The 21,511-nt window shown below is 64.4% G+C and carries 22 protein-coding genes; 9 read left to right on the top strand and 13 right to left on the bottom strand.

Features of this window, described 5'->3' with window-relative positions; genetic code table 11:
* Positions 1–104: 104 nt before the first annotated feature.
* From proC to CE453_RS09475, 3 genes are all read right to left on the bottom strand, one after another.
* Positions 105–926 carry a pyrroline-5-carboxylate reductase gene (proC, locus tag CE453_RS09485; RefSeq protein ID WP_089174362.1) on the bottom strand — a complete coding sequence of 274 codons (822 nt, stop codon included), beginning with the start codon at positions 924–926 and terminating at the stop codon, positions 105–107.
* Between the two features lie 116 nt (positions 927–1,042).
* A complete protein-coding gene (locus CE453_RS09480; RefSeq protein ID WP_089174361.1) occupies positions 1,043–1,549 on the bottom strand; it encodes a type III secretion system chaperone family protein in 507 nt (168 codons plus the stop codon).
* 304 nt (positions 1,550–1,853) lie between these two features.
* Positions 1,854–2,108, bottom strand: a complete 255-nt coding sequence (locus CE453_RS09475) for an accessory factor UbiK family protein (protein WP_089174360.1) — start codon at positions 2,106–2,108, stop codon at positions 1,854–1,856.
* Positions 2,109–2,306: 198 nt separating this feature from the next.
* On the opposite strand from CE453_RS09475, the gene CE453_RS09470 reads away from it, so the two are divergent.
* The 7 genes from CE453_RS09470 to pth all read left to right on the top strand — a co-directional run bounded on the left by CE453_RS09470 (position 2,307) and on the right by pth (position 8,739).
* Entirely contained in the window at positions 2,307–2,891 is a 585-nt protein-coding gene (locus CE453_RS09470) for a hypothetical protein (RefSeq protein ID WP_089174359.1), read from the top strand.
* Positions 2,892–3,089: 198 nt separating this feature from the next.
* Positions 3,090–4,034, top strand: a complete 945-nt coding sequence (locus CE453_RS09465; RefSeq protein ID WP_089174358.1) for a ribose-phosphate pyrophosphokinase — start codon at positions 3,090–3,092, stop codon at positions 4,032–4,034.
* Positions 4,035–4,041: 7 nt separating this feature from the next.
* Positions 4,042–4,770 carry a 7-cyano-7-deazaguanine synthase QueC gene (gene queC, locus CE453_RS09460; protein ID WP_089174357.1) on the top strand — a complete coding sequence of 243 codons (729 nt, stop codon included), beginning with the start codon at positions 4,042–4,044 and terminating at the stop codon, positions 4,768–4,770.
* The gene (locus tag CE453_RS09455) at positions 4,760–5,323 is read left to right on the top strand and encodes a VUT family protein (protein WP_089174356.1); all 564 of its coding nucleotides are present in this window, start codon (positions 4,760–4,762) and stop codon (positions 5,321–5,323) included. The genes queC and CE453_RS09455 overlap by 11 nt, the downstream gene beginning before the upstream one ends.
* A 104-nt stretch (positions 5,324–5,427) precedes the next feature.
* The gene (locus CE453_RS09450; protein WP_248308013.1) at positions 5,428–7,287 is read left to right on the top strand and encodes a putative bifunctional diguanylate cyclase/phosphodiesterase; all 1,860 of its coding nucleotides are present in this window, start codon (positions 5,428–5,430) and stop codon (positions 7,285–7,287) included.
* A gap of 133 nt (positions 7,288–7,420) precedes the next feature.
* Positions 7,421–8,047 carry a 50S ribosomal protein L25/general stress protein Ctc gene (locus CE453_RS09445; protein WP_089174355.1) on the top strand — a complete coding sequence of 209 codons (627 nt, stop codon included), beginning with the start codon at positions 7,421–7,423 and terminating at the stop codon, positions 8,045–8,047.
* Positions 8,048–8,124: 77 nt separating this feature from the next.
* Entirely contained in the window at positions 8,125–8,739 is a 615-nt protein-coding gene (gene pth, locus CE453_RS09440) for an aminoacyl-tRNA hydrolase (RefSeq protein ID WP_089177801.1), read from the top strand.
* A gap of 20 nt (positions 8,740–8,759) precedes the next feature.
* On the opposite strand, the gene CE453_RS09435 is transcribed toward pth, so the two are convergent.
* Positions 8,760–9,368 (bottom strand): DUF5666 domain-containing protein, encoded by a 609-nt coding sequence (locus tag CE453_RS09435; RefSeq protein WP_089174354.1) that lies wholly within the window; start codon positions 9,366–9,368, stop codon positions 8,760–8,762.
* Between the two features lie 206 nt (positions 9,369–9,574).
* Here CE453_RS09435 and ychF point away from each other — a divergent pair, with 206 nt between their 5' ends.
* Together ychF and CE453_RS09425 are read left to right on the top strand one after the other, a co-directional pair.
* Positions 9,575–10,672, top strand: coding sequence for a redox-regulated ATPase YchF (gene ychF / locus CE453_RS09430; protein WP_089174353.1), 1,098 nt, complete (start codon positions 9,575–9,577; stop codon positions 10,670–10,672).
* Between the two features lie 10 nt (positions 10,673–10,682).
* Complete coding sequence (locus CE453_RS09425) at positions 10,683–11,696, top strand: MaoC family dehydratase (protein ID WP_089174352.1); 1,014 nt, start codon at positions 10,683–10,685, stop codon at positions 11,694–11,696.
* A 65-nt stretch (positions 11,697–11,761) separates the two neighbouring features.
* Here CE453_RS09425 and CE453_RS09420 read toward each other — a convergent pair whose 3' ends face one another.
* From CE453_RS09420 to CE453_RS09380, 9 genes are all read right to left on the bottom strand, one after another.
* On the bottom strand, positions 11,762–12,745 hold the full coding sequence (locus CE453_RS09420) for a glycosyltransferase family 2 protein (protein ID WP_089174351.1): 984 nt from the start codon (positions 12,743–12,745) through the stop codon (positions 11,762–11,764).
* Positions 12,746–12,812: 67 nt separating this feature from the next.
* Complete coding sequence (locus CE453_RS09415; RefSeq protein ID WP_157732971.1) at positions 12,813–13,826, bottom strand: glycosyltransferase family 2 protein; 1,014 nt, start codon at positions 13,824–13,826, stop codon at positions 12,813–12,815.
* A gap of 158 nt (positions 13,827–13,984) precedes the next feature.
* On the bottom strand, positions 13,985–15,424 hold the full coding sequence (locus tag CE453_RS09410; RefSeq protein ID WP_198302301.1) for a lipopolysaccharide biosynthesis protein: 1,440 nt from the start codon (positions 15,422–15,424) through the stop codon (positions 13,985–13,987).
* Between the two features lie 478 nt (positions 15,425–15,902).
* Positions 15,903–17,117, bottom strand: coding sequence for a GGDEF domain-containing protein (locus CE453_RS09405; protein WP_089174348.1), 1,215 nt, complete (start codon positions 17,115–17,117; stop codon positions 15,903–15,905).
* Between the two features lie 107 nt (positions 17,118–17,224).
* On the bottom strand, positions 17,225–17,869 hold the full coding sequence (locus tag CE453_RS09400; protein WP_089174347.1) for a class II aldolase/adducin family protein: 645 nt from the start codon (positions 17,867–17,869) through the stop codon (positions 17,225–17,227).
* Entirely contained in the window at positions 17,866–18,975 is a 1,110-nt protein-coding gene (mtnA, locus tag CE453_RS09395) for an S-methyl-5-thioribose-1-phosphate isomerase (protein WP_089174346.1), read from the bottom strand. Before mtnA ends, CE453_RS09400 begins: the two co-directional genes overlap by 4 nt.
* Before the next feature lie 6 nt (positions 18,976–18,981).
* Positions 18,982–19,518, bottom strand: coding sequence for an adenine phosphoribosyltransferase (locus CE453_RS09390; protein ID WP_248308102.1), 537 nt, complete (start codon positions 19,516–19,518; stop codon positions 18,982–18,984).
* A gap of 62 nt (positions 19,519–19,580) precedes the next feature.
* Positions 19,581–20,459: an S-methyl-5'-thioadenosine phosphorylase gene (locus CE453_RS09385; protein ID WP_089174345.1), complete on the bottom strand. Its 879-nt coding sequence runs from the start codon at positions 20,457–20,459 to the stop codon at positions 19,581–19,583.
* 163 nt (positions 20,460–20,622) lie between these two features.
* Positions 20,623–21,507: a cytochrome c1 gene (locus tag CE453_RS09380; RefSeq protein WP_089174344.1), complete on the bottom strand. Its 885-nt coding sequence runs from the start codon at positions 21,505–21,507 to the stop codon at positions 20,623–20,625.
* Positions 21,508–21,511: the final 4 nt, after the last annotated feature.

Below are 21,511 nucleotides of genomic sequence, written 5' to 3'. Positions count from 1 at the left end.
GCCACCACACGCATTTTCGATGCGAAGCGAAAGCCGGCTCGCGCGAGGCGCGTACGCCACGCAAGTCTCTGAACTCATTCGACTGTCTTTGAAGTTGGGCGAAATCAGCCGGAAAGCTCGCCGGCGCGACGTTTGGCAGCAGCCACCGCCTTGCGCATCAGCGGCTTCATCCCGTCCTCCGCCATCAGCACCTCCAGCGCCGCGGCCGTCGTGCCGCCTGGGGAGGTCACGTTCTGGCGCAGCGTTCCGGGTGACAACTCCGACTGGAACAGGAGCTCCCCTGCCCCCTCGACCGTTGCGCGCGCCAGTCGCTCGGCGACATCGGCGGGCAAACCAGCGTCACGGCCGGCTGCGGCAAGGCATTCGACGAGATGGAAGACATAGGCCGGGCCCGAGCCGGAGACCGCGGTCACGGCGTCGATCAGCCCCTCGTCATCGAGCCACTCGACCTTGCCGATGCTGGCGAGCAGCGCATCCGCGGTCGCCCGTTGTGCCGCGCTCACGCCCTTGCCGGGCGCAGCCGCTGTCGCGCCACGCTGCACCGAGGCCGGCAGGTTCGGCATGGCGCGGATGATCGCCGTCGCGTTCGGCAGCCGCGCCGCGAGATCGCCGAGCGTCTTGCCGGCCAGAATCGAGATCAGCAGCGTCTTGGGATGGATGAAGGTCTGCACAGCCGGCGCCGCCGTATCGAGCATCTGCGGCTTGGTCGCAAGGACCAGCACCTCGGTGGGTGGAATCTCCTTCGCGGAGGGGTTGAGCCGCATGCCCTTCTCGCCGGCGAGTTCGACGATCTCGTCCGAGGGCTTGGGATCGATCAGGCTGATGCCGGCCGGGTCGATGCCGATGCGCAGCCAGCCCTCGAGCATGGCTCCCCCCATCTTGCCCGCACCGATGAGGACGAGCGATTGCGGCAGGGAAGCGGTCATGGCAGGCCCTCGGCGGCTGGCAGCGATCCCGGAGCGAAAACTCGGGCTTCTCTTGTGGCGCAGCCTTTCCCGTCCCGCACCGGCGGGTCAAGCCTGCATATGGGATGGCGATGGACTCAGGCCTCGCCCGCGGTCTCCAGCATGGCGCCTTCGAGCCCTTCCCTGGCGGTCTTGCCGGCCCAGACGACGAACTGGAACGCCTGATAATAGCGTTCGCAGGCGTCGATCGCGCTCTTGATCAGGGCCGCGGCCTGCTCGTCGGTCGGCTCCGCGCCGCCAGAAAGCAGCAGGGCGTGGCGATACATCACGACGCTTTCGCTGCTCCAGAGATCGAAATGACCGAGCCAGAGCTGCTCGTTGACGAGGCTGACAAGCTGCAGCACCTCGCCGCGCCGACGTTCCGGCACCTTGAGGTCGAAGGCGCAGGCGATATGCAGCGCCTCAACCTCGGCAAGCCAGGTGATGGCGACATGATACTCGGACCAGCCACCGGTCACCGAGACCGAAAGCTCGTCGTCACTGTCGCGGTCGAAGGTCCAGTTGTTGAGGGAAGCGAGTCGCTCGAACAGGTCGAGAGGGTTGGAAGGCCGATCGAGATCGGCATCCATATCGAGGTCCATCATGCCCTAGGGTCCACCTTCCGGATGCTGGTGCACCCGGCGCGTTCGAGAAGAGGAACACGGCGACTGGAAAGCCGAAGGAACGCAACACACCTCCGGAACGCCCCCGGAGCAGCGTTCCCGTCCGCCCCGGCAGAGCGAATCTGCCTAGCGAATCAATTCTTTCCACCGACGATAGCGCAGGCGCTGTGACGCTCCCAACACGGTGGCGAAGCTCCCCGGATTCGGGCGCCGGGCTCAATCCCCTGCAGCCGCTGTCCACAGCACATGGCTGTGGACACGCGGACCCTAGGTCAGGCTGCTCCGATCAGGCCTTGTTCAGCTTGGCTTCGAGAGCAGCGAGGCGAGCGGCCAGCTTGTCGTTTTCCTCGCGGGCGATGAGCGCCATCTCGCGCACGGCCTCGAATTCCTCGCGCGGCACGACATCGAGCTCGCGCAGCAGCTTCTCGATCTGCGTCTTGACCACGGTCTCGACCTCGCGGCGCACGCCCTGCGCGGCGCCGGCCGCATCGGTGGCGAGGCGGGCGATGTCATCGAGGAAGCGGTTGCTGGTACCGGCCATGGATTGTCTCCCGCGCGGACCAAATATCCGCTTCTGCGGCCTATATGGGAGAAGCCTGCCCGCATCGCAATCGAAAGCCGCCACGCGGAACGGAGCCCGCCTCGCCACCGCGCGATCTGGACCTCGCCCGACGATCCGCCTAGAAAGATGGCACAGGGTAGTTCGTTGCGATCCACAGCCCAAAGGGCGGGAGGCGTCATGTTTCATCGTTTGAGCGGCCTCGCTCTGGGGCCGGTATTGGCGCTCGCGCTCGCCGGCTGCCAGGAAACCACCCAGACCGCTGCCCGCCCGCGCGTCGATGCGCCGGGCGTTCCCGTCTCGGTCCAGAGCATTTCCGGCGCTCCTGACGACGTCACCACGAATTTCGCGGGCCTGCTCGGCGAGGCGGCGGCCGAGCGCAAGATGGAGATCGTCCCCGGCGACAAGCCGGCACGCTTCCGCGTCAAGGGCTACCTCACCGCCCAGCCGACCGAGGACGGCCAGACCGCGCTCGCCTTCGTCTGGGATGTCTATGATTCGACCAAGCAGCGCGCCCAGCGCGTCCAGGGCGAGAGCATCGGCAAGCGCAGCAGCGGCTCCGACCCCTGGGCCGGCATCGACCGCACCGTCGTCGCCAAGGCCGCCTCGGATTCGATGGATGCGATCGCCGGCTTTCTCGTCACGACGCCGGCCGCCGAAGCCGCACTCGGCCCGACCGAGAAGGGCGACGGCAAGGACAAGGCGAACGGCAAGAAGACGGCTGCAACCCGCACGGCCTCGGCCGGCAACGGCAAGCGGCTCTGACACCGCCTTCCGCGGCTATGCGCTCGTGAAACCCGCCGCCGCGGCTTCGCTGGCGAGCTGCGGAGCCCATGTCATGCGTTTTGCATACTGATATTGCAGCGCAGCGGTCGACTCCATGCCACGGCACTGTTAAGAGCGCTTCCAATTGAGCCGGCCTGGTCGGCTCGCGCCCCGCCCCCTGCAACGGTACGCCACGGCATGGCCTCTCATTTCAAAGTCGTAGCCGGCAATTCCAACCGGCCGCTCGCCGAAGCCATCTGCAACCATCTCAGCATTCCCCTCGCCAAGGCCTCCGTCCGGCGCTTCGCCGACATGGAAGTCTTCGTCGAGATCCAGGAAAATGTGCGTGGGCAGGATGTCTTCGTCATCCAGTCCACCTCCTTCCCGACCAACGACCACCTGATGGAACTGCTGATCATCGTCGATGCGCTGCGCCGCTCCTCGGCCAAGCGCATCACGGCAGTGATTCCCTATTTCGGCTATGCCAGGCAGGACCGGCGCGCCTCCGGCCGCACCCCGATCTCGGCCAAGCTCGTCTCCAACCTGATCACCCATGCCGGCGTCGACCGCGTCTTGACGCTCGACCTCCATGCCGGCCAGATCCAGGGCTTCTTCGACATTCCGACCGACAACCTGTTCGGCGCTCCGCTGATGGCGCGGGACATCAAGGACCGGCTGGAGTGGAAGAACGCCATGGTCGTCTCGCCGGACGTCGGCGGCGTGGTCCGCGCCCGCGCGCTCGCCAAGCGCATCGACGCCCCGCTCGCGATCGTCGACAAGCGCCGCGATCGGCCCGGCGAGTCGGAAGTCATGAACATCATCGGCTCGGTGGAAGGGCGCTCCTGCATCCTCATCGACGACATCGTCGATTCGGGCGGCACGCTGGTGAACGCCGCCGAAGCCCTGCTCGAGCAGGGCGCCAAGGAGGTCTACGCCTACATCACCCATGGCGTGCTCTCGGGGGGCGCCGTGGCGCGCATCGCCGGCTCCAAGCTCAAGGAGCTCGTCATCACCGACTCGATCATGCCGACCGAGGCGGTGAAGGTCGCGCGCAACATCCGCGTCATCTCGATCGCCGGACTGATGGGCGAAGCCATCGAACGCACCGCGAGCGAGACCAGCGTCTCCAGCCTGTTCGACTGAGGCTGCGTTGGCAGAATCCCGCGCCCTCGTCCTGTTCTCCGGCGGCCAGGATTCGACGACCGCGCTCGCCTGGGCGCTCGACCGCTTCGATGCGGTCGAGACGGTCGGCTTCGATTATGGCCAGCGCCATCGCATCGAGATGGAGTGTCGGCTGGCGATCCGCGAGAAGCTGCCGGCACTGTCCTCGATCTATGCCGAACGGCTCGGCCCCGACCATGTCATCGACCTCGCCGCGCTGGGCGCGCTCTCCGAGACGGCGCTGACCCGCGAGACCGAGATCGTCTTTGCCGAGACTGGGCTGCCCTCGACCTTCGTGCCCGGCCGCAACCTGATCTTCCTCACCTTCGCCGCCGCGCTCGCCTACCGCCGCAACCTGCGCCACATCGTGCTCGGCGTCTGCGAGACCGATTATTCCGGCTATCCCGACTGCCGCGACGATACGATCAAGGCGATGCAGGTCGCACTTGGGCTCGGGCTGGACCGAAGGCTCGTGCTGCACACGCCGCTGATGTGGCGCGACAAGGCCCAGACCTTCGCGCTCGCCCGCGCGCTCGGCGGACAGGCGCTGCTCGACCTCGTCATTACCGAGTCTCATAGCTGCTATCTCGGCGACCGGACGACGCGGCATGGCTGGGGCTATGGCTGCGGCCATTGCCCGGCCTGCGACTTGCGTGCAAAGGGCTATGCGGCCTATCTGGCCGCTCCCGGCAACAGCGGACCATCCTATGAATCGTGATCGTCAGCGGCGGACCGAGGGCGTTATCGCGCTCCTGCTGTTCGGCCTTACCATCCCGGCCGCAAACTGGATGCTCGGCCATGTCGGCACGGTCTGCGTGCCGAGCGGCCCCTGCCTCGTACCGGTCTGGCCCGGCATCGACGCACCGAGCGGTGTTCTGATGATCGGACTCGCCCTGGTGCTGCGCGATATCGTCCAGCGTCGTCTCGGCCCACTCGCTGGCCTCGCGGCCATCGCGGCCGGCTCGCTGATCTCGGCGTTGCTCGCGCCGCCCGCCATCGTCATGGCTTCGGTTGCGGCTTTCACGCTGTCGGAGCTGGCCGATTTCGCGGTCTACACCCCGCTGCAGCGCCGCCGTTTCGTCACGGCTGTCGTGGCCTCGGGCATAGCCGGCCTCGTCGTCGACTCGGTCGTCTTCCTGCACCTTGCCTTCGGCAATCTCGATTTCCTGGCGGGCCAGATCCTGGGCAAGACCTGGATGATCCTGCTTGCCCTGCCCCTGATGCACCTGCTGCGCCGCCGCGATGAGCGCCTCGGCCTCGTTGCCGCCTGACGCACCTGTCGCGACCACATAAATTGCGAGACAGCTGAACAAACGGATTTTAACCGGCGTTTCCTATCGTCATCTCCCTCTTCGACAAGAATTGTCGGGACATCGTGACGAGACCATCCGCCCGACTGCAGTCGCTGCAGAACGAAATCCTCGAGCACATCGCCCGCGGCGAGCCTCTGGTCGCCTGCATGCGGCGACTTTGCCTACGCGCCGAGGCGGCTGCGCCCGGCGTCGTCTGCTCGGTCGTGACCGTCGATGACGATCGCTTGCTGCGGCCATTGGCTTCGCCCAGCCTGCCCACCTCCTATGCTGCAGCGATCGATGGCGTTCCGGTCGGCCCTCGAGTCGGCTCCTGCGGCACCGCGATCTACCGCGGCGAGCCAGTCGAGGTGACCGACATAGCGACCGATCCGCTGTGGGAAGGTTTGACCGACCTGGTACTGCCGCTCGGGCTGCGCGCGAGCTGGTCGATGCCGATCAAGGCCCGTGACGGGCGCGTCGTCGGCGCCTTCGCTTTCTACTATCGCAAGCCCGGGCGCCCCCGCGCGGTCGAACGGCGCATCGTCGCGACCTGCGTGCATCTCTGCGCCATCGCGATCGAACACGAGGAGGTGCGCGCCCGCAACCACAGGCTCGCCTATTTCGACACGCTGACGAAGCTGCCCAACCGGACCCGCTTCAGCGATGCCATCGCCTCGATGTGTGAAGCCCCGACGGGTCGCCTCGGCCTGATGCTGATCGACATCGACAACCTCAAGATCGTCAACGACACGCTGGGTCATGCCGCTGGCGATGCGCTGATCGCCGAGATCGGTGGTCGCCTCAGCCGCGTGCTGGAAGGGTGTCTTGCCTGCCGCATCGGCGGCGACGAATTCGCCGTGCTCATTCCCGCCTGCGAGAATGCCAGCCGGATGCGGGCGCTCGCCACGGCGGTCCTCGCAGCCATGCCGCCCCCCATCGAGCATGACGGGCAAAGCATCGTCCCGAGCGTCACCATCGGCGGCGTCATCGCCGATGCCGCAGGTACTGACAGCGTCATGCTGCGCCAGAACGCGGACCTCGCGCTCTACCACGCGAAGGAAACCAAGCGCGGCGGCTACGTCCGGTTCCGGCGCGGCCTGCGCAGCGCCATGATGCGACGCATCCGCATCCGCCGCCAGGTCGAGGACGCGCTCGGCGACGAGCGCATCATTCCCTACTACCAGCCCATCATCCGGCTTGGCAGCAGCGAGATCGTCGGCGTCGAGGCCTTGGCGCGGATGCGTCTCGGCGACGGGCGGATCGTCACCGCCGGCGAGTTTCACGAAGCCCTGCTCGATCCCAAGATGGCCTATCGGGTGACGAGCCGCATGCTCGCGGCCATCTCGTCCGACATGGCCGAATGGCAGGCCGCCGGTCTTCAGTTCCAGCACGTCGCGCTCAACGTCACCGCCGCCGACTTCCAGAAGGGTGACCTCGTCCAGCGCATCGCCAGGGCCTTCGACAAGGTCGAGGTTCCGCTCCGGCACCTCGTCGTCGAGATCACCGAGCAGGTCTTCATGGGCGGCCTGCGCGACGGCGTCGCCCGCACCATGGAGGCGCTGCGTGCCCATGGCATGTCGGTCGCCCTCGACGATTTCGGCACCGGCTTCGCCTCGCTGACCCATCTGCTCGATTTCCCGATCGACATCATCAAGATCGATCGTTCCTTCGTCGGCGCCATCGACAGCGGTGCGCGCAGCGGCGTCATCGTGGAATCGCTACAGACCATGGCGAAGCGGCTCGGAATGAAGATCATCGCCGAAGGCATCGAGACGGAAGGGCAGGCCCGGCGCCTCGGTGAAATGGGCTGCTGCCTCGGGCAGGGCTTCCTGTATTCGCCCCCCGTGCCCGCACCGGTCATCCGGGATCTGCTGCAGCGTTTCGGACAGCGGGAGCCGACGGCGAGCCTGGCGAACAGTGGCCTGGTGGCGAATGCCGCCTGAATGGACTTGAGATTGCGGCGCTTTTCGCCTATGAGCAGCCGCGCGTCCCGCTGACACCCTTGGAGGCTCTGGACGCGCAATCCGATGGCCGCCACGAGGCGGCCTTGTCATTTACAAGTCAAGGACATCCAACATGACCGCCACGAAGCAAATCGAGGCTTCGGCGCGCGCACAGGTCGGCAAGGGGGCCGCCCGTGCAGTTCGTCGCCAGGGCCAGACGCCTGCCGTGATCTATGGCGGGGGCGCTGCTCCCGAAGCCATCGCGCTCGACGCCAACAAGACCCGCCAGCTGATTTTCGGCGGCCACTTCCTGACCACGATCTTCGAGATCGACGTTGCCGGTAAGAAGCAGCGCGTCATTCCGCGCGACTACCAGCTCGATCCGGTCAAGGATTTCCCGCTTCACGTCGACTTCCTGCGCGTCGCCAAGGGCCAGACCGTGACGGTTCAGGTTCCGGTGCATGTCATCGGCCAGGATGCCAGCCCCGGCATCAAGAATGGCGGCCTTGTGCAGATCGTCGAGCACACCCTGGAAATCGCGGTTGAGCCCGACAGCATTCCGGATGCCTTCGAGCTTTCGGTTGCCGGTCTGAACATCGGCGACTCGCTCCACGCCGACGCGATCAAGCTGCCGGCCGGCGCCAAGCTGACCGTGGGTTCCGACGCCACCATCGTCACCATCGCCCCGCCGACCGTCGAGGCCGAGCCGGAAGCCGAAGTTCCGGCCTCCGACGTGCCCGCCGAGAAGGAGAAGGAGTGAGGCTTTCGCCTCCCCTCTGACAACGGATACCAGGCGGCCGGGTTTCCCGGCCGTCTTCGTTTATGCCGGAGCAGACCATGCTGATCTTTGCCGGCCTCGGCAATCCGGGCGCGCGCTATGCCCGCAACCGTCACAATATCGGCTTCATGGCCGTGGACGAGATCGCCCGCGCTCACCGCGCCTCGCCCTGGCGCTCGCGCTTCCAGGCCGAGGCGTGCGAAGCGACCATCGGCGGCGAAAAGATCATCCTGCTTAAGCCGCAGACCTATATGAACGAGTCCGGCCGTGCGATCGGCGAAGCGGCGCGCTTCTTCAAGATCGCCCCTGCCGACGTCATCGTCTTCCATGACGAGCTCGACCTCGCCCCGGCCAAGCTCAGGGTGAAGCTCGGCGGCGGCAATGCCGGCCATAACGGCCTGCGCTCGACGACCGCCGCCATCGGCAACGACTATCGCCGCGTGCGGCTGGGGATCGGCCATCCCGGCCTGAAGGAGCTGGTCCACGGCTATGTGCTGAATGATTTCGGCAAGGCCGAGCAGCCCTGGGTGGAGGATCTGTGCACCGCCTGCGCCGATTTCGCTCCCGCTCTCGCCGCACATGACGACGCCGGCTTCCAGAACAAGGTGCATCTTTTCATGGATGCGCATGGCCATGCAGCCGTGAAGCGGCTCGGCGAGAAGAGCGAGAACTGAGACCGGACGGCCAAGCCGCTTCAATAAGGCAGCTTCGCCCCGCCCTTCGCTACGGTGATCCGGCTCGTGCTGTAGCTGCCATCGGACTGCCGGCGCGCCGTCATCGCAACCTGTGCGCCGGGCTTGAGCTCATCCGCTTCGGCCGGCGCAGCCTTCAGGATGACGGCCTCCGGCGTGATTGCGACCTTCTGCTCGCCGCCGGGATAGCTCAGCACCAGGTTGGCGCCGTCGACATGCGAGACCGTCTCGGCCACGGTCGCGTTGGTCATGGTCGCATCCGGCAGCACGGCCCATGGGCGATGCCCCTCCCCGGTTCCGCGCAGAGCTTCCGGAAAGATCATCACTTGCACTGCGAGCAAGGTCCCGTCCGGTTGCGGCTTGGCTCCGACGCCGATGAATGCGCCCTTGGCGATCTCGGCGGCCTTGGCCGGCACGACCGCACCCGTGGAAAAGCCGGGCGCCAGCGCCACCCTGGCCTCACGCCCGTCGGAGGTCTTGAGCGTGAGGGTCGAGCCTGCCACCGCCTCGACCTCACCGCGCAACCGCGTGCCGGGCGTCTGGGCGAAAGCGGCCGTGCCGGCCACGAGGCTGAATGCAAAGATGGTCGAGACGAGGGGAAGCTTGCGCATCGGACACCGGCTGCAGGGGATGGACGCCGACGATCCAGCACCCGCAGCCCGCGCGCCGCCATGCACGTTCCCGTGAGGCGGAGATGTCCGCCATTCGGCTCTGCCCCTTGTGTTTATGGCGCTCTCCCCCCAATAAGGCGCCATCATTTCTGCAACATCATGCGCGCCCGCCCTCAGGCTGCGGCAGCGCGACGGACCGGGCAATCATGGGCTTCAAATGTGGAATCGTCGGCCTGCCGAATGTCGGCAAGTCGACCCTCTTCAACGCGCTGACGCAGACGGCGGCGGCGCAGGCGGCCAACTATCCCTTCTGCACCATCGAACCGAATGTCGGCGACGTCGCGGTGCCGGACGAGCGGCTGGAGCAGCTCGCCGCCATCGCAGGCTCCAAGGAGATCATCCCGACGCGGCTGACCTTCGTCGACATCGCCGGCCTCGTGCGCGGCGCCTCGCGCGGCGAAGGTCTCGGCAACCAGTTCCTGGCCAACATCCGCGAGTGCGACGCCATCGCCCATGTCGTGCGCTGCTTCGAGGATGGCGACATCACCCATGTCGAGGGAAAGGTCTCGCCGGTCGACGACATCGAGACGATCGAGACCGAGCTGATGCTCGCCGACCTCGAAAGCCTTGAGAAGCGCGTCCTCCCGCTGGAGAAGAAGGCGAAGTCCGGCGACAAGGAAGCCAAGGAGGCGGTCGAGCTGATGACCCGCTGCCTCGTGCTACTGCGCGACGGCAAGCCGGCCCGCCTCGCCGAGATCCCCGCTGACCAGAAACGCGCCTTCGAGCAGCTCGGCCTGCTCTCCTCCAAGCCCGTGCTCTATGTCTGCAATGTCGAGGAAGCGAGCGCCGACAAGGGCAACGCTTTCTCCGAGCTGGTGAAGAAGCGTGCCGCCGAGGAAGGCGCCGTCGCCGTCGTCGTCTCGGCCAAGATCGAGAGCGAGATCGCGGTGCTGCCGCCCGAGGAGCAGACCGAATACCTGGAGGCGGTCGGCCTCGAGGAGCCGGGCCTGAACCGCGTCATCCGGGCGGGCTACAAGCTGCTCAACCTCGTGACCTACTTCACCGTGGGGCCAAAGGAGGCGCGCGCCTGGACGATCGAAAAGGGCACCAAGGGGCCTCAGGCCGCGGGCGTGATCCATACCGATTTCGAGAAGGGCTATATCCGCGCCGAGACCATCGCCTTCGACGACTATGTCGCCAACAAGGGCGAGACGGGTGCGCGCGAGGCCGGCAAATTCCGCCTCGAAGGCAAGGAATACGTCGTCGCTGACGGCGACGTCCTGCATTTCCGCTTCGCCAACTGAGAGCCGGACGATGCTGCAGTTCGAGGATTTCGTCGCCGGCGAGAGTGCCCGCACGCGCAGCATCGCCGTCTCGCAGGACGACCTCATCGCCTTCGCCACGCGCTACGACGCGCAGGATTTCCATGTCGATCCGGAAGCGGCGAAGGCGAGTTTCGTCGGCAGTCTGATCGGTTCCGGCTGGCAGAGCTGTTCGCTGCTGATGCGACTGATCGCCGAGGATTTCCTGCTCGACTCGACCGGCATGGGCGCGCCCGGCATCGACGAGGTAAAATGGCTGAGGCCGGTTTTTCCCGGCGACAGCCTGAGTGCGCGGCGTACCGTTCTGGATACCAAGACGTCGCGCTCGCGCCCTGAGATGGGGCTGGTGCAGTTCCGCTTCGAACTGCTCAACCAGCGCGACGAACCGGTGCTCGAACAGACCAACTGGATCATGTTCGGCCGCAGGGGCTCCGCCGTTGCGCCGCAGCCCAGGGGCAACTGGCTTGCTCATGGACCGCACTACGAGCGCCCCGTCCACGAAAGCCCGTTGATCGAACCCGCCGAAGCGCCCACGCCGACGCGCTTCTTCGAAGAACTGGATGTCGGCAGCCGCCATGAGCTCGGCAGCTTTGTCTTCACGCCCGAGGAGATCGTCGCCTTCGCCCGCAGCTTCGACCCGCAGCCCTTCCACATGGACGAGGCGGCAGCGCGCAGCAGCATCTTCGGCCAGCTCGCAGCCTCGGGCTGGCATACCGCCTCCGTCTGGATGGCGACCATGGTCCTGCATCGCAAGCGCCAGATCGCCGCCACGGCTGGCCGCCCGGCGCGTCTCGGCCCCTCGCCCGGCTTCAAGAACCTGCGCTGGTCGCGGCCGGTCCTCGCCGGCGATCGCGTCACCTATTTCTCGGAGGTCGCCGACAAGCGCGAAAGCGCCTCGCGCCCGCAATGGGGGCTGTTCTTCCACCGCAACACCGGCGTCAACCAGCGCGGCGAGGAAGTCTTCAGCTTCGACGGTTGCGTGTTCGTCGAGCGGAAGCCTGCCTAGAGGCGGCTGCGCTTCCATGAACGCCTCGACCGGCGCGCGTGTGGGCCGACGGTCGAGCCTGGCGGTCAGGAGTGACGAGCCAGCCGCTCTCTCGAGAGAGAGCCGAACGTCCCCAGCCTGATCGTCTTGCGTGCAGCGACGGACAGGAAGCGCAACACATTCGGAAACGAGATTTCCGATCGCAGCCCCGTCAGGTACGAACCAAACGCCTTTCGGATGTCTCCGCCTTCAAAGCTCAGATTGCCGATCTCGTACCACCTTCGCGCGATGGCGCTTCTCACCGCGCCTCCTAGCCCGTGGGACCCGATAAATCCCTCATAGGTTTCAGCGAAGTACAGAACCACGCGCTGGCTATATTCGCAGTTCTCCAGGAAATTCTTCGTCAGCCCACCCTGATGGATCCTGTACGTATGCAGGACCCGGGGAATGACATAGAATTCCGTGTTTACGGCGCATCGAAGCCAATAGTCATAGTCTTCGGCCTGCCTGTAGCTTTCGGTAAACAATCCGACAGCTTGGACGCAGCGTCTCCGGATCGTCACGCCATTGGTGCCGATGAAATTGACGGCCAGAAGCCAGCGCAATGAATCCTCGCGCGAAATCCGCTGCTCAAACGGAAAGTTCGGAAACGGGACCCATCTGCTGAAATGCTGCTCGACATGCCCATCCTCATGGAGCCGGTCGAAGTCGCTACAACAAAGCCCCACGGCTTCATTCTGGTCCAGTATTGCCGCGTGAGCCTCTAGTCGCTCTGCGTGCCAATAATCGTCAGGATCCAGGAATGTCAGGTAACTCCCGGATGACGCCATGATTGCAGCATTCCGCGCGCTCGCGACGCCGCCGTTCGATTGATAGATATACCGAAGCCTGCCACCGAAAGAGGCCATCTCCGCTTCCACGGCGGAACGGCTGTTGTCCGTCGAGCCATCGTCCACGACGATCACCTCGAAGTCCTGAATCGTTTGCCGCTTGATGCTGTCCAACGCCTGCCCGATCAGGTGAGCGTTGTTGTAGTTCGCGATCAAGACGCTGAATTTCGGCGCTTCCATCTCACTGCCTTGAGCATCAGTACGGTCGGGAGAACCTGGGTGCGTGGCGTCGAAGGGACTCGGTAAGTCAGTTCAGGATGCGTCGCGTCCGTTCCACAGCCACCCCGAAGAATCTGGCCGGCGTCTTCATGGTCCTCACGCACTTCTTCGCTGCCTCCAGGGCTACACGCCGCTTGTCCAGAGAAATCCCCAAAGCCTGCAGCGCTGCTTTATGATAAGTCCAGAAGGCGTCATTATTCGCCCGAAGGGCGCTCGACCCCAGGAACTCGTAGTATTCCGTAAATAATTGACGCAGCCTCTCAGCAATTTCCGAATCCGCCATGAAATATCGGCCATATGTCATGCAGTCGCTGATCGCCGATGGCAGGTAGGTGTTCAAATTCTGCGCCACAGTCGTCTGCCGCATGGTGTGAACGCGCTCATACGAGAGCACCTGGTGAACGAAGCCATAATCGGAATCGCATAGTGCGGCGAAGCAGGCGCTCGTATCGGCTTCAGCTGAAGGATTCGGATAGAACTCCGCATTCCGGCGAACGAGATCCGAGCGATACAGCGTCGATGTCGGATTACCGAAAACGCTCAGTGCCCCGAGCAGTTGCTTTCGACAGACCTCGGATCCAGAGAAAACGGACTTGAGAGGATCAAGTCCGACATTCCGTATCCACTGATCTTCGAAATTAGCGTTCATTTCGCCGCACAACTGATAGGATCCCACCAGGCCGACACGCGGATTCGCTTCGGCCAGCGCCACCATTTGTGCGATACATTCCGGAAAGATCCGGTCATCGGCCGAGACGATCTTGCAATACTTGCTCTGCGGGTCGATCTCCTGCAACGCCCTGTTATGGTTCGCGATGATCGGCAACAAAGTGTCATTACTGCATATGCGTATCCGGTGATCCTCTCTGGCGTACTCACTTGCGACCTGAAGGGTGCAGTCCGTGCTGGCATTATTGACGATAATGTATTCAAAATTTTCGTAAGATTGAGACAGAACGCTCTCGATGCAATCCCTCAAATAGGAAGATCCATTATAGACAGGCGTCACAACGCTCACCAACGGGCTATTATTGGTATCCATCGCAGTCCTCATCGATAATACGTAGGCATCGAACGTTCATCATCCATCCCTCGGCATCCCCTCGCCGTAATCGGGCGAAGAGCACGCCGATCCGAGAAACCGATCGGATCGGGTGCCGGGACGAGCCCCTCCCTGGCAACCCGTCCACGCGGAGCTGCTCAACCCGCGCTCCTGATCCCAAAACGTCTCGGATCGATGCCAAAGTTCTTCGCGGTCTCCAGCACGTCGGCGATCACCGCCCTGTGCGCTGTCGAACGCAGCAACACCAACAGGTAGGTGATCGAGAAAAGGACGGTCAGTAGAACAAGACGGAGGAACGAAGGCACCGCATCCAGCAACTGGGTCTTCACCGCATAGGAGACGATTCCCGCGACGACGCTGGCCGTCAGGGGCCCGCTCAGGCCGGCGACAACGTCCCTGAAATGGATCCCCGTTCCACGCAGCGCCCATACCGTCAGGGGCGCAGCCTTCAGCAGCATGACGACGGAGTACGACAAGGCGACGCCGTTCGCTCCGTAGGGCAGGCCGACCACCACTGCCAGCAGCATCAGCGGCGCCGAAACCAACGCGATCTTCAGGCCCCTGTCGGCCATTCCAAGCGCGTTCAACAACCATCCGACCGGGTTGTTGATCGCGAAGACCAGGACGGTCGGCGTCAGCAGCTGGAATATCGGAACGACCCCGCTCCAATGCCGGCCCAGAAGGATCGCGATCAGGTCATCGGCGAACAACGCGCAAGCGGCCGTCGTCGGAAACGTCAGCGCGACGACGCATGTATAGATCTGCAAGAACGAGCGTCGGAGGCGAGCGGCGTCGCGCTTGACCTTCGACAGGGCATTGAAGGCAACCTCCCCTATGGCATTGTTCAGCGTATCGGTCGGAAACGAGATCAAATAGCTGCCGCGACCATATAAGCCGATCGCTTCCTCGCCCCAGAATTTGCCGATCAAGACCTTTTGCAGATTGCTCGCGATGTAGGTGACGGCGCTGGTCAGCGTCATAGCTCTGCCAAAACGCAGCATCGGCGCGATCTGGGCACTGAAATGTGGGCGCGACGGAACCCACCTCGTGCAGCACCACAGCCCGATCGTCACGACGAGCGGCTGCAGAACGATCATGTACGCCAAGGCAAAATACCCGTACCCGATCCAGGCGAGATAGATCGCGACCGCCGTGCTGATCAGTTCGGCGCTGATATCGATCAGCGCCGATGTTCCATAACGCATCTGCCGGGAGAGGAGCGCTCCATGCTGGATGCTGGCGCCCGATATGATGAACCCCGTTCCAATGATGATCGTCGTCGAAACGAGCCTGGGATCACCGTAGAAGAGCGCGATCGCGGGCGCGAGCGCCACGCACAGGATGAAGAGCACGAAGCCGAAAAGAAGCATGATCCAGAAGAGCGTCGAGGACTGCTCCGACGAGATCGAGTCGCACTGGATCGTCGCGTGATAGAGCCCCAAGCTGCTGAAAAGGCCAAGAAAACCAGTGAAGGTCGTGACCATCGCGATCAAACCGTAATCGCTCGGCACGAGCAGGCGCGCCAAAATCATCGTCGAGAATATTTTGATGAATACGCGGCCGACCTGGCCGCTCATATTTGCGAGCCCGGCATGGATGGATCTGCCCCGAAGGTTTTCCATTACGAACCGACGGCTCCATTTGCGCTCCTTGGTTTAACGCGCGCGTGAGGGAGCGGGTTCGTGCGCTTCGGCGCTGCCGCGGCATGTTTGAACGCTCACGCTCTCCAAGAGTAAAAACTGCCTCCAACAGTAAAAACTGCACAGGCACGGCAGCCAGGGGATGCTCGGCCGCCCCATTCAGAGTGACGACTTGGTGGCGGCGGGGCACCGACCCACCTCTGGGAAGGCCAAGACCTTTGGACACACGCAAGAAGCGAAGCCATAAATCCAGTCTATCAAGACAGAAATGCGCAACAGGTTGCGTATTTTAAATAAGTTTAAAATTTAACTAAGTAAACAATGGTCAAAAATATAAGTATAGAATTTTTTGTACTTAAATTTATGGGAGTAAACATAAGATAGTATTACAAAATCACATTCTGCAAGGTAAATCTTAGCCGATCCGGAGCCTAACCAAATCAACGGGCCCGCGTTGACCATCCGATTGTACATGCATCTGGGCGAGGAATTCCTCCTCGTCCGAACTGACCGCGACCCGGTCTCGGCCGTTTCGCTTGGCAGCGTAGAGCGCCTTGTCGGCATCCTGCAGCAATGCGTCGAAATCGATGACGCTGTCCGCGGCATGGGCGACGCCGGCACTGACGGTGCTTCCGAACGAACCTGCACTCGCCGCGAAATGGCGCTTGCCGAGGCGCACCCGCACGCTGTCAGCGACAATGGCAGCCGAGACCAGCGAGCCGCGTGGCATCAGCAGCGCGAACTCCTCGCCGCCGAGCCGCGCTGCCAGCCCCTGCGCCCGGCAGGAAATCAGAATCTCCCCGAACGCCCGCAACACATCGTCGCCGGCAAGATGGCCATGGATATCGTTGATCCGCTTGAAGTGATCGATGTCGAAGATGATGAGCGCGGCAGGCCCTTCGACCTCGCTTGCAATCCGGTCGAGCAACGCCCGCCGGTTGAGCAGGCCGGTGAGCGGATCGGTTTCCGCATCGTGCTTGTGGCCACGCGCCAGCCGCGCCTGATTGAGCGCAAGCGACAATGCGCCGATCCCGGCGAGTGTGGTCAGGCAGATGGCGATATTGAGATCCTCGGCCCAATTCGACGGAATAGCGGGCAGGATCCAGCGGCCGTCGAGCAGCAGGAGAATGGCGCAGGGAACGAAGGAGAGCCCGGTCAGGACATAGAGGGCGGTCAATAACGTGATCGCCAGCCTGGCCTCCGCCCGCCCGAGCCAGTAGTCCCACGCCGTGACCAGCAGAATGACCGTCGCTGCGAGATTGAGCAGCAGGATCGCGATGCCGTTGTACCCAGCCAGCATCGGGGTCGCCACGGCAGCGGACGACGCGACAGCCATGGCGACCATGCTGCGCCAGGGCAGAACCTGCGTCCGGAATTCGCGGCCCGCTCCAAAGACGAAGGCAAGGCCGATCAACAGCACCGTATATCCCGCGGCGCCGAGCAGCGGCGACATCGTCTTGACATAGCCGTCGTAGATCAGCACGCCGAACGCCATCAGCGAGACGCCGATGGTCCAGGCCATCAGGAACCGTTCTTTCTGCGAGACGAGCCAGCTGACGAGGAAGGCGGTCGCCAGCCCGCATCCGGAAAGGGTGAAGGCCGTCAGCAGGGAATGATAGTCCAGCGGCACGGAAGTCTCTGGAACAGGCGACGAAGACGTCAGGATTTATGCCGGGGTCGCCCTTGAGGAAAACTTAACCCGACTGCTGGCATTTGCCCGGCCCGCAGGCGAAGAACCTAGCCGACCTTGCCGTAGCCCGTGAACTTCGCCGAAACCCGCGCCATTTCCTCGGCATCGAGGATCGCGGGCGTGAGCCCAGCGGCGAGAATGTCGAGATACTGTCCCGCGAGGTTTTCGACCTCGGCTACGATCTGATGCGCACCGGCCAGCGAGCCACCGAGCGCAATGACGCCATGGTTCGCGAGCAACACCGCCTTGCGCCCTTCCAGCGCCTTCACTGCATTGGCCGCGAGTTCCGGCGTGCCGAAGGTAGCATAGTCGGCGCAGCGGACATCCGCGCCGCCGCAAAGTGCGATCATGTAATGGAACGCCGGAATGCCGCGCCGCGTGCAGGAGAGCGCCGTGGCCCGCGGCGAATGGGTGTGCACGATCGCCTGCGCATCCGGCCTGGCCTTGTAGATCTCGACATGGAACGGCCATTCCGAAGACGGCTTGCGCGCGCCGGAGAGCACCGTGCCGTCGAGCGCAAGGTGGATCAGATCCTCCGGTTTCGTCTGCGCATAGGGCAGCCCCGACGGCGTGATCAACAGTCCGCCCTCGAAACGCGCCGAGACGTTACCGGATTTCGAAGGGCAGAACCCGGCTCGGTCGATCGCCTGCGCAACCGCGACGATTTCCGCCCGCAACGCCTGTTCGTTCATGCCGCCACTCCACGCGCCAGATCGGGGAACAGCCCCGCCAGCCCTTCGCTGCTCGCGGCACAGATGCCACGCTCGGTGATCAGCCCCGTCACCAACCGCGCCGGCGTGACGTCGAAGGCCGGATTCGCCACTGCGCTGCCCGGCGCCACCACCCTGAACGCCCTCACTTCGCCATCCTCCGCCAGGCCTGGGAGATGTGTGACCTCGCGGCCGGCTCGCTCCTCGATCGGGATATCCGCAAGGCCGTCGCGGATGCTCCAGTCGATCGTCGGCGAAGGCAACGCGACATAGAAGGGCACGCCGTTGTCGTGCGCGGCCAGCGCCTTGAGATAGGTACCGATCTTGTTGGCGACATCGCCGTTCGCCGTCGTCCGATCGGTCCCGACAATCACCAGATCGACCTGGCCGCGCTGCATCAGATGACCGCCGGCATTGTCGACAATCACCGTATGCGGCACGCCATGCGCGCCGAGCTCGTAAGCCGTCAACGCCGCGCCCTGGTTGCGCGGGCGCGTCTCGTCGACCCAGACATGGACCGCGATGCCGGCATCATGCGCCAGATAGATCGGCGCCAGCGCCGTGCCCCAGTCCACCGTGGCGATCCAGCCTGCATTGCAATGGGTCAGGATATTGACCGACTGCCCCGTCGGCTTGCGCGCTGCGATTTCCCGGATGAGTGGCAGGCCATGCTCACCGATGGCGCGGCAGAGCGCGACATCTTCGTCACAAATCGCGGCCGCTTCGGCATAGGCAGCTTCGACGCGCTCATCCACGGCAAGCGGTGTCAACACGCGCCGCATCCGCTCCAAAGCCCAGCGCAGGTTCACCGCCGTCGGCCGCGTCGCCCCGAGCAAGGCGAGCGCTTCATCGAGCGCCATATCGGAGGCGTCGACCCGCATCGCCAGCGCCACGCCATACGCCGCCGTCGCGCCGATCAGCGGTGCACCACGCACTACCATGTTGCGGATCGCATCCGCCGCCTGCTCGGCCGAGCCCAGCGCCACTGTCTCGAAGCGGAAGGGCAACCGCGTTTGGTCGATGACCACGACGCGCCAGCCATCCTGCGCCGGCCAGATCGTGCGGTAATGCTGGCCGTTGATCTTCATCGCTGCTCAGTGCCCACCGAAGGAAACGAGCGTCCGAACCGGTACGCCGAGCCGGCGGATCTTGTCGGCGCCGCCGAGTTCCGGCAGGTCGACGATGAAGCAGGCTGCAACCACCTCCGCGCCGAGCCCCGCCAGCAGATTGACCGCGCCTTCAGCCGTGCCGCCGGTCGCGATCAGATCGTCGACCAGGAGGACGCGCTCGCCGGGCTGCACCGCGTCGCGATGCACCTCGATCTCGTCGGTGCCGTATTCGAGCGCATAGGTCACGCGCAGCGTCTCACGCGGCAGCTTGCCCTTCTTGCGTACCGGAATGAAGCCGGCCGAGAGCTGATGCGCCACAGCACCGCCGAGAATGAAGCCGCGCGCCTCGATGCCGGCGATCTTCGCGATCTTCAGGCCGGCGAATGGCTGCACCAGTTCGTCCACAGCCCGCCGGAAGGCGCGCGCATCGCCGAGCAGCGTGGTGATGTCGCGGAAGATGATCCCCGGTCGCGGATAATCCGGAATGGCGCGGATCGTGTCGGCGAGGTTCATGGATGGCATCCCGGGCGCGTGGTCGAGCGCCTTGGTCGGACGCCGAGCCCGCTTCGTCAAGGGCGCGGCCATCACGCGCGCTCGAGAACCCGGCCGGCGACGGCGTCGAGCTTCGCCAGCAGAGCCGAGTCGCGGAAAGCCGGCGCGGTGATGAGCGCATGGTCTAGCGCATTGTGGGACCCTGCCGGGCAGGCCTCCCGCTCGGCCGGGAAATCGGCAGCGAGCCGCGCGACCAGACGGCGGGCCTTGTCGGCATTTTCGTGCAACACCGCGACGACGGACGCCACATCGACCGCGCCATGCAGTTCGTGCCAGCAATCATAATCCGTCACCATCGCGACGGTGGCGTAGGTGATCTCAGCCTCGCGCGCGAGCTTGGCCTCGGGCATCGCCGTCATGCCGATCAGATCGTAGCCGAGGCCGCGATAGGTCGTCGACTCGGCATAGGTCGAGAATTGCGGCCCTTCCATCGTCACCAGCGTCCCGCCGCGCACGAAGGGCAATTCCTCGACCTCGGCGGCCGCAGCGATCCGCTCCTGCAGCTTCGGCCCGACCGGATGGGCGACGGAGACATGGGCGACGCAGCCCTTGCCGAAGAAGGAGCTCTCACGCCGGGTCGTGCGATCGACGAACTGGTCGACCAGTACGAACAGCCCTGGATAGAGCTCTGCCTTGTAGGAGCCGCAGGCCGAAAGCGAGACGAGGTCGGTCACACCCGCCCGCTTCAGCACGTCGATATTGGCGCGATAGTTGATGTCGGAGGGCGAAAGGACGTGGCCGCGCCCGTGCCGCGGCAGGAAGACGATCTTTGTGGAACCGATCCGACCGATCCGCAGCGCATCCGAGGGTTCGCCCCACGGGCTTTCGATCCGCTCCTCGCGGATATCGGTCAACCCCGGCAGATCGTAGATGCCCGATCCGCCGATGATTCCGAGAACGGCTTCGCTCATGATCGCTTCCTTGTTAAGGGCGCGGAAGGGACCACCTTTCGATGACGATCGCAACACAAGATGCGGCACACGAACCGCATTTCATTTCCGGAAAAAAGAAAGGCCCCGCTCGGCGGGGCCTTTCCAGAACAATATCCTGCAGCGTCAGTGCGATCCTGCAGCGTCAGTGCGCTGGTGAACCGTCAGGCATCCGCGACCAGATCCTCTTCTTGCTGAAGTAGAGCAGGAAGGCGAGGATGACGAGGAAGGGCATGAACCACAGCGCGATGCGCTTGCGCTGCTCCAGATGCGGCTCGGCCATCCAGACCATGAAGGCAGCGACGTCGCGCGCGTACTGGTCGACCGTCTCCGGCACCTGCGGCTTGCCGTCCGCCCCCTTGGGGTACTCGACCTGACCATCCGAAAGCGGCTTCGGCATCGCGATCAGGTGGCCGGGCATGTACTCGTTGTAGTTCTGCCCGGGCAGCAGGGCCTGGAAGCCGGCCGGCGGCTCCTTGTATCCGGTCAGCAGGGCGTGGATGTAGTCCGGCCCCTGCTCCTGATACTGGGTGAAGATATCGAAGATGAAGGTCGGGAAGCCGCGCTCATAGGTGCGGGCCTTGGCCAGAACCGAGAAGTCCGGCGGGTAGGCGCCGCCCTGGGCAGCCCGCGCTGCCTGCTCGTTCGGGAACGGAGCCGGGAATCGGTCGGCCGGACGGCCGGGACGCTCGAACATCTCGCCCTGATCGTTCGGACCGTCCTTGATCTGATACGTCGCAGCAAGCGCCGCGACCTGGCCGGTCGTGAACTCGGGGCCGCCGGGTTCGGACAGGTTGCGGAAGGCGACGAGGCTGGCGGCGTGGCAGCTCGAGCAGACCTCCTTGAAGACTTTGAAGCCGCGCTGGAGCTGCGCACGGTCGAACTTGCCGAGCGGGCCGGAGAAGGTCCAGCTCAGCTCCGGCGGCTTGACGCCACCTTCCGCGGCGCGGGCGGCCGGGAGCGAGAGAGCCCCGAAGGCGAGGCCGGCGGCAAGACCCGTCAGGGCCAGACGAAACGATAGTCTGCTCATGGTT

This window comes from Bosea sp. AS-1, assembly GCF_002220095.1.
GTDB lineage: Bacteria > Pseudomonadota > Alphaproteobacteria > Rhizobiales > Beijerinckiaceae > Allobosea.
The sequence above is the reverse complement of the archived record's forward strand: the minus strand, read 5'-3'. Positions and strand labels throughout refer to the sequence as shown.

What these genes read in the sequence shown, in the direction of transcription:
- CE453_RS09465 (WP_089174358.1), top strand. Translation starts at nt 3,090, where the DNA reads ATGGCCTCTCATTTCAAAGTCGTAGCCGGCAATTCCAACCGGCCGCTC.
- CE453_RS09410 (WP_198302301.1), bottom strand. Translation starts at nt 15,424, where the DNA reads ATGAGCGGCCAGGTCGGCCGCGTATTCATCAAAATATTCTCGACGATG.
- CE453_RS09445 (WP_089174355.1), top strand. Translation starts at nt 7,421, where the DNA reads ATGACCGCCACGAAGCAAATCGAGGCTTCGGCGCGCGCACAGGTCGGC.
- CE453_RS09415 (WP_157732971.1), bottom strand. Translation starts at nt 13,826, where the DNA reads ATGGATACCAATAATAGCCCGTTGGTGAGCGTTGTGACGCCTGTCTAT.
- mtnA (WP_089174346.1), bottom strand. Translation starts at nt 18,975, where the DNA reads ATGAAGATCAACGGCCAGCATTACCGCACGATCTGGCCGGCGCAGGAT.
- ychF (WP_089174353.1), top strand. Translation starts at nt 9,575, where the DNA reads ATGGGCTTCAAATGTGGAATCGTCGGCCTGCCGAATGTCGGCAAGTCG.
- CE453_RS09435 (WP_089174354.1), bottom strand. Translation starts at nt 9,368, where the DNA reads ATGCGCAAGCTTCCCCTCGTCTCGACCATCTTTGCATTCAGCCTCGTG.
- CE453_RS09470 (WP_089174359.1), top strand. Translation starts at nt 2,307, where the DNA reads ATGTTTCATCGTTTGAGCGGCCTCGCTCTGGGGCCGGTATTGGCGCTC.
- CE453_RS09455 (WP_089174356.1), top strand. Translation starts at nt 4,760, where the DNA reads ATGAATCGTGATCGTCAGCGGCGGACCGAGGGCGTTATCGCGCTCCTG.
- CE453_RS09385 (WP_089174345.1), bottom strand. Translation starts at nt 20,459, where the DNA reads ATGAGCGAAGCCGTTCTCGGAATCATCGGCGGATCGGGCATCTACGAT.
- pth (WP_089177801.1), top strand. Translation starts at nt 8,125, where the DNA reads ATGCTGATCTTTGCCGGCCTCGGCAATCCGGGCGCGCGCTATGCCCGC.
- CE453_RS09400 (WP_089174347.1), bottom strand. Translation starts at nt 17,869, where the DNA reads ATGAACGAACAGGCGTTGCGGGCGGAAATCGTCGCGGTTGCGCAGGCG.
- proC (WP_089174362.1), bottom strand. Translation starts at nt 926, where the DNA reads ATGACCGCTTCCCTGCCGCAATCGCTCGTCCTCATCGGTGCGGGCAAG.
- CE453_RS09420 (WP_089174351.1), bottom strand. Translation starts at nt 12,745, where the DNA reads ATGGAAGCGCCGAAATTCAGCGTCTTGATCGCGAACTACAACAACGCT.
- CE453_RS09380 (WP_089174344.1), bottom strand. Translation starts at nt 21,507, where the DNA reads ATGAGCAGACTATCGTTTCGTCTGGCCCTGACGGGTCTTGCCGCCGGC.
- CE453_RS09480 (WP_089174361.1), bottom strand. Translation starts at nt 1,549, where the DNA reads ATGATGGACCTCGATATGGATGCCGATCTCGATCGGCCTTCCAACCCT.
- CE453_RS09390 (WP_248308102.1), bottom strand. Translation starts at nt 19,518, where the DNA reads ATGCCATCCATGAACCTCGCCGACACGATCCGCGCCATTCCGGATTAT.
- CE453_RS09475 (WP_089174360.1), bottom strand. Translation starts at nt 2,108, where the DNA reads ATGGCCGGTACCAGCAACCGCTTCCTCGATGACATCGCCCGCCTCGCC.
- CE453_RS09425 (WP_089174352.1), top strand. Translation starts at nt 10,683, where the DNA reads ATGCTGCAGTTCGAGGATTTCGTCGCCGGCGAGAGTGCCCGCACGCGC.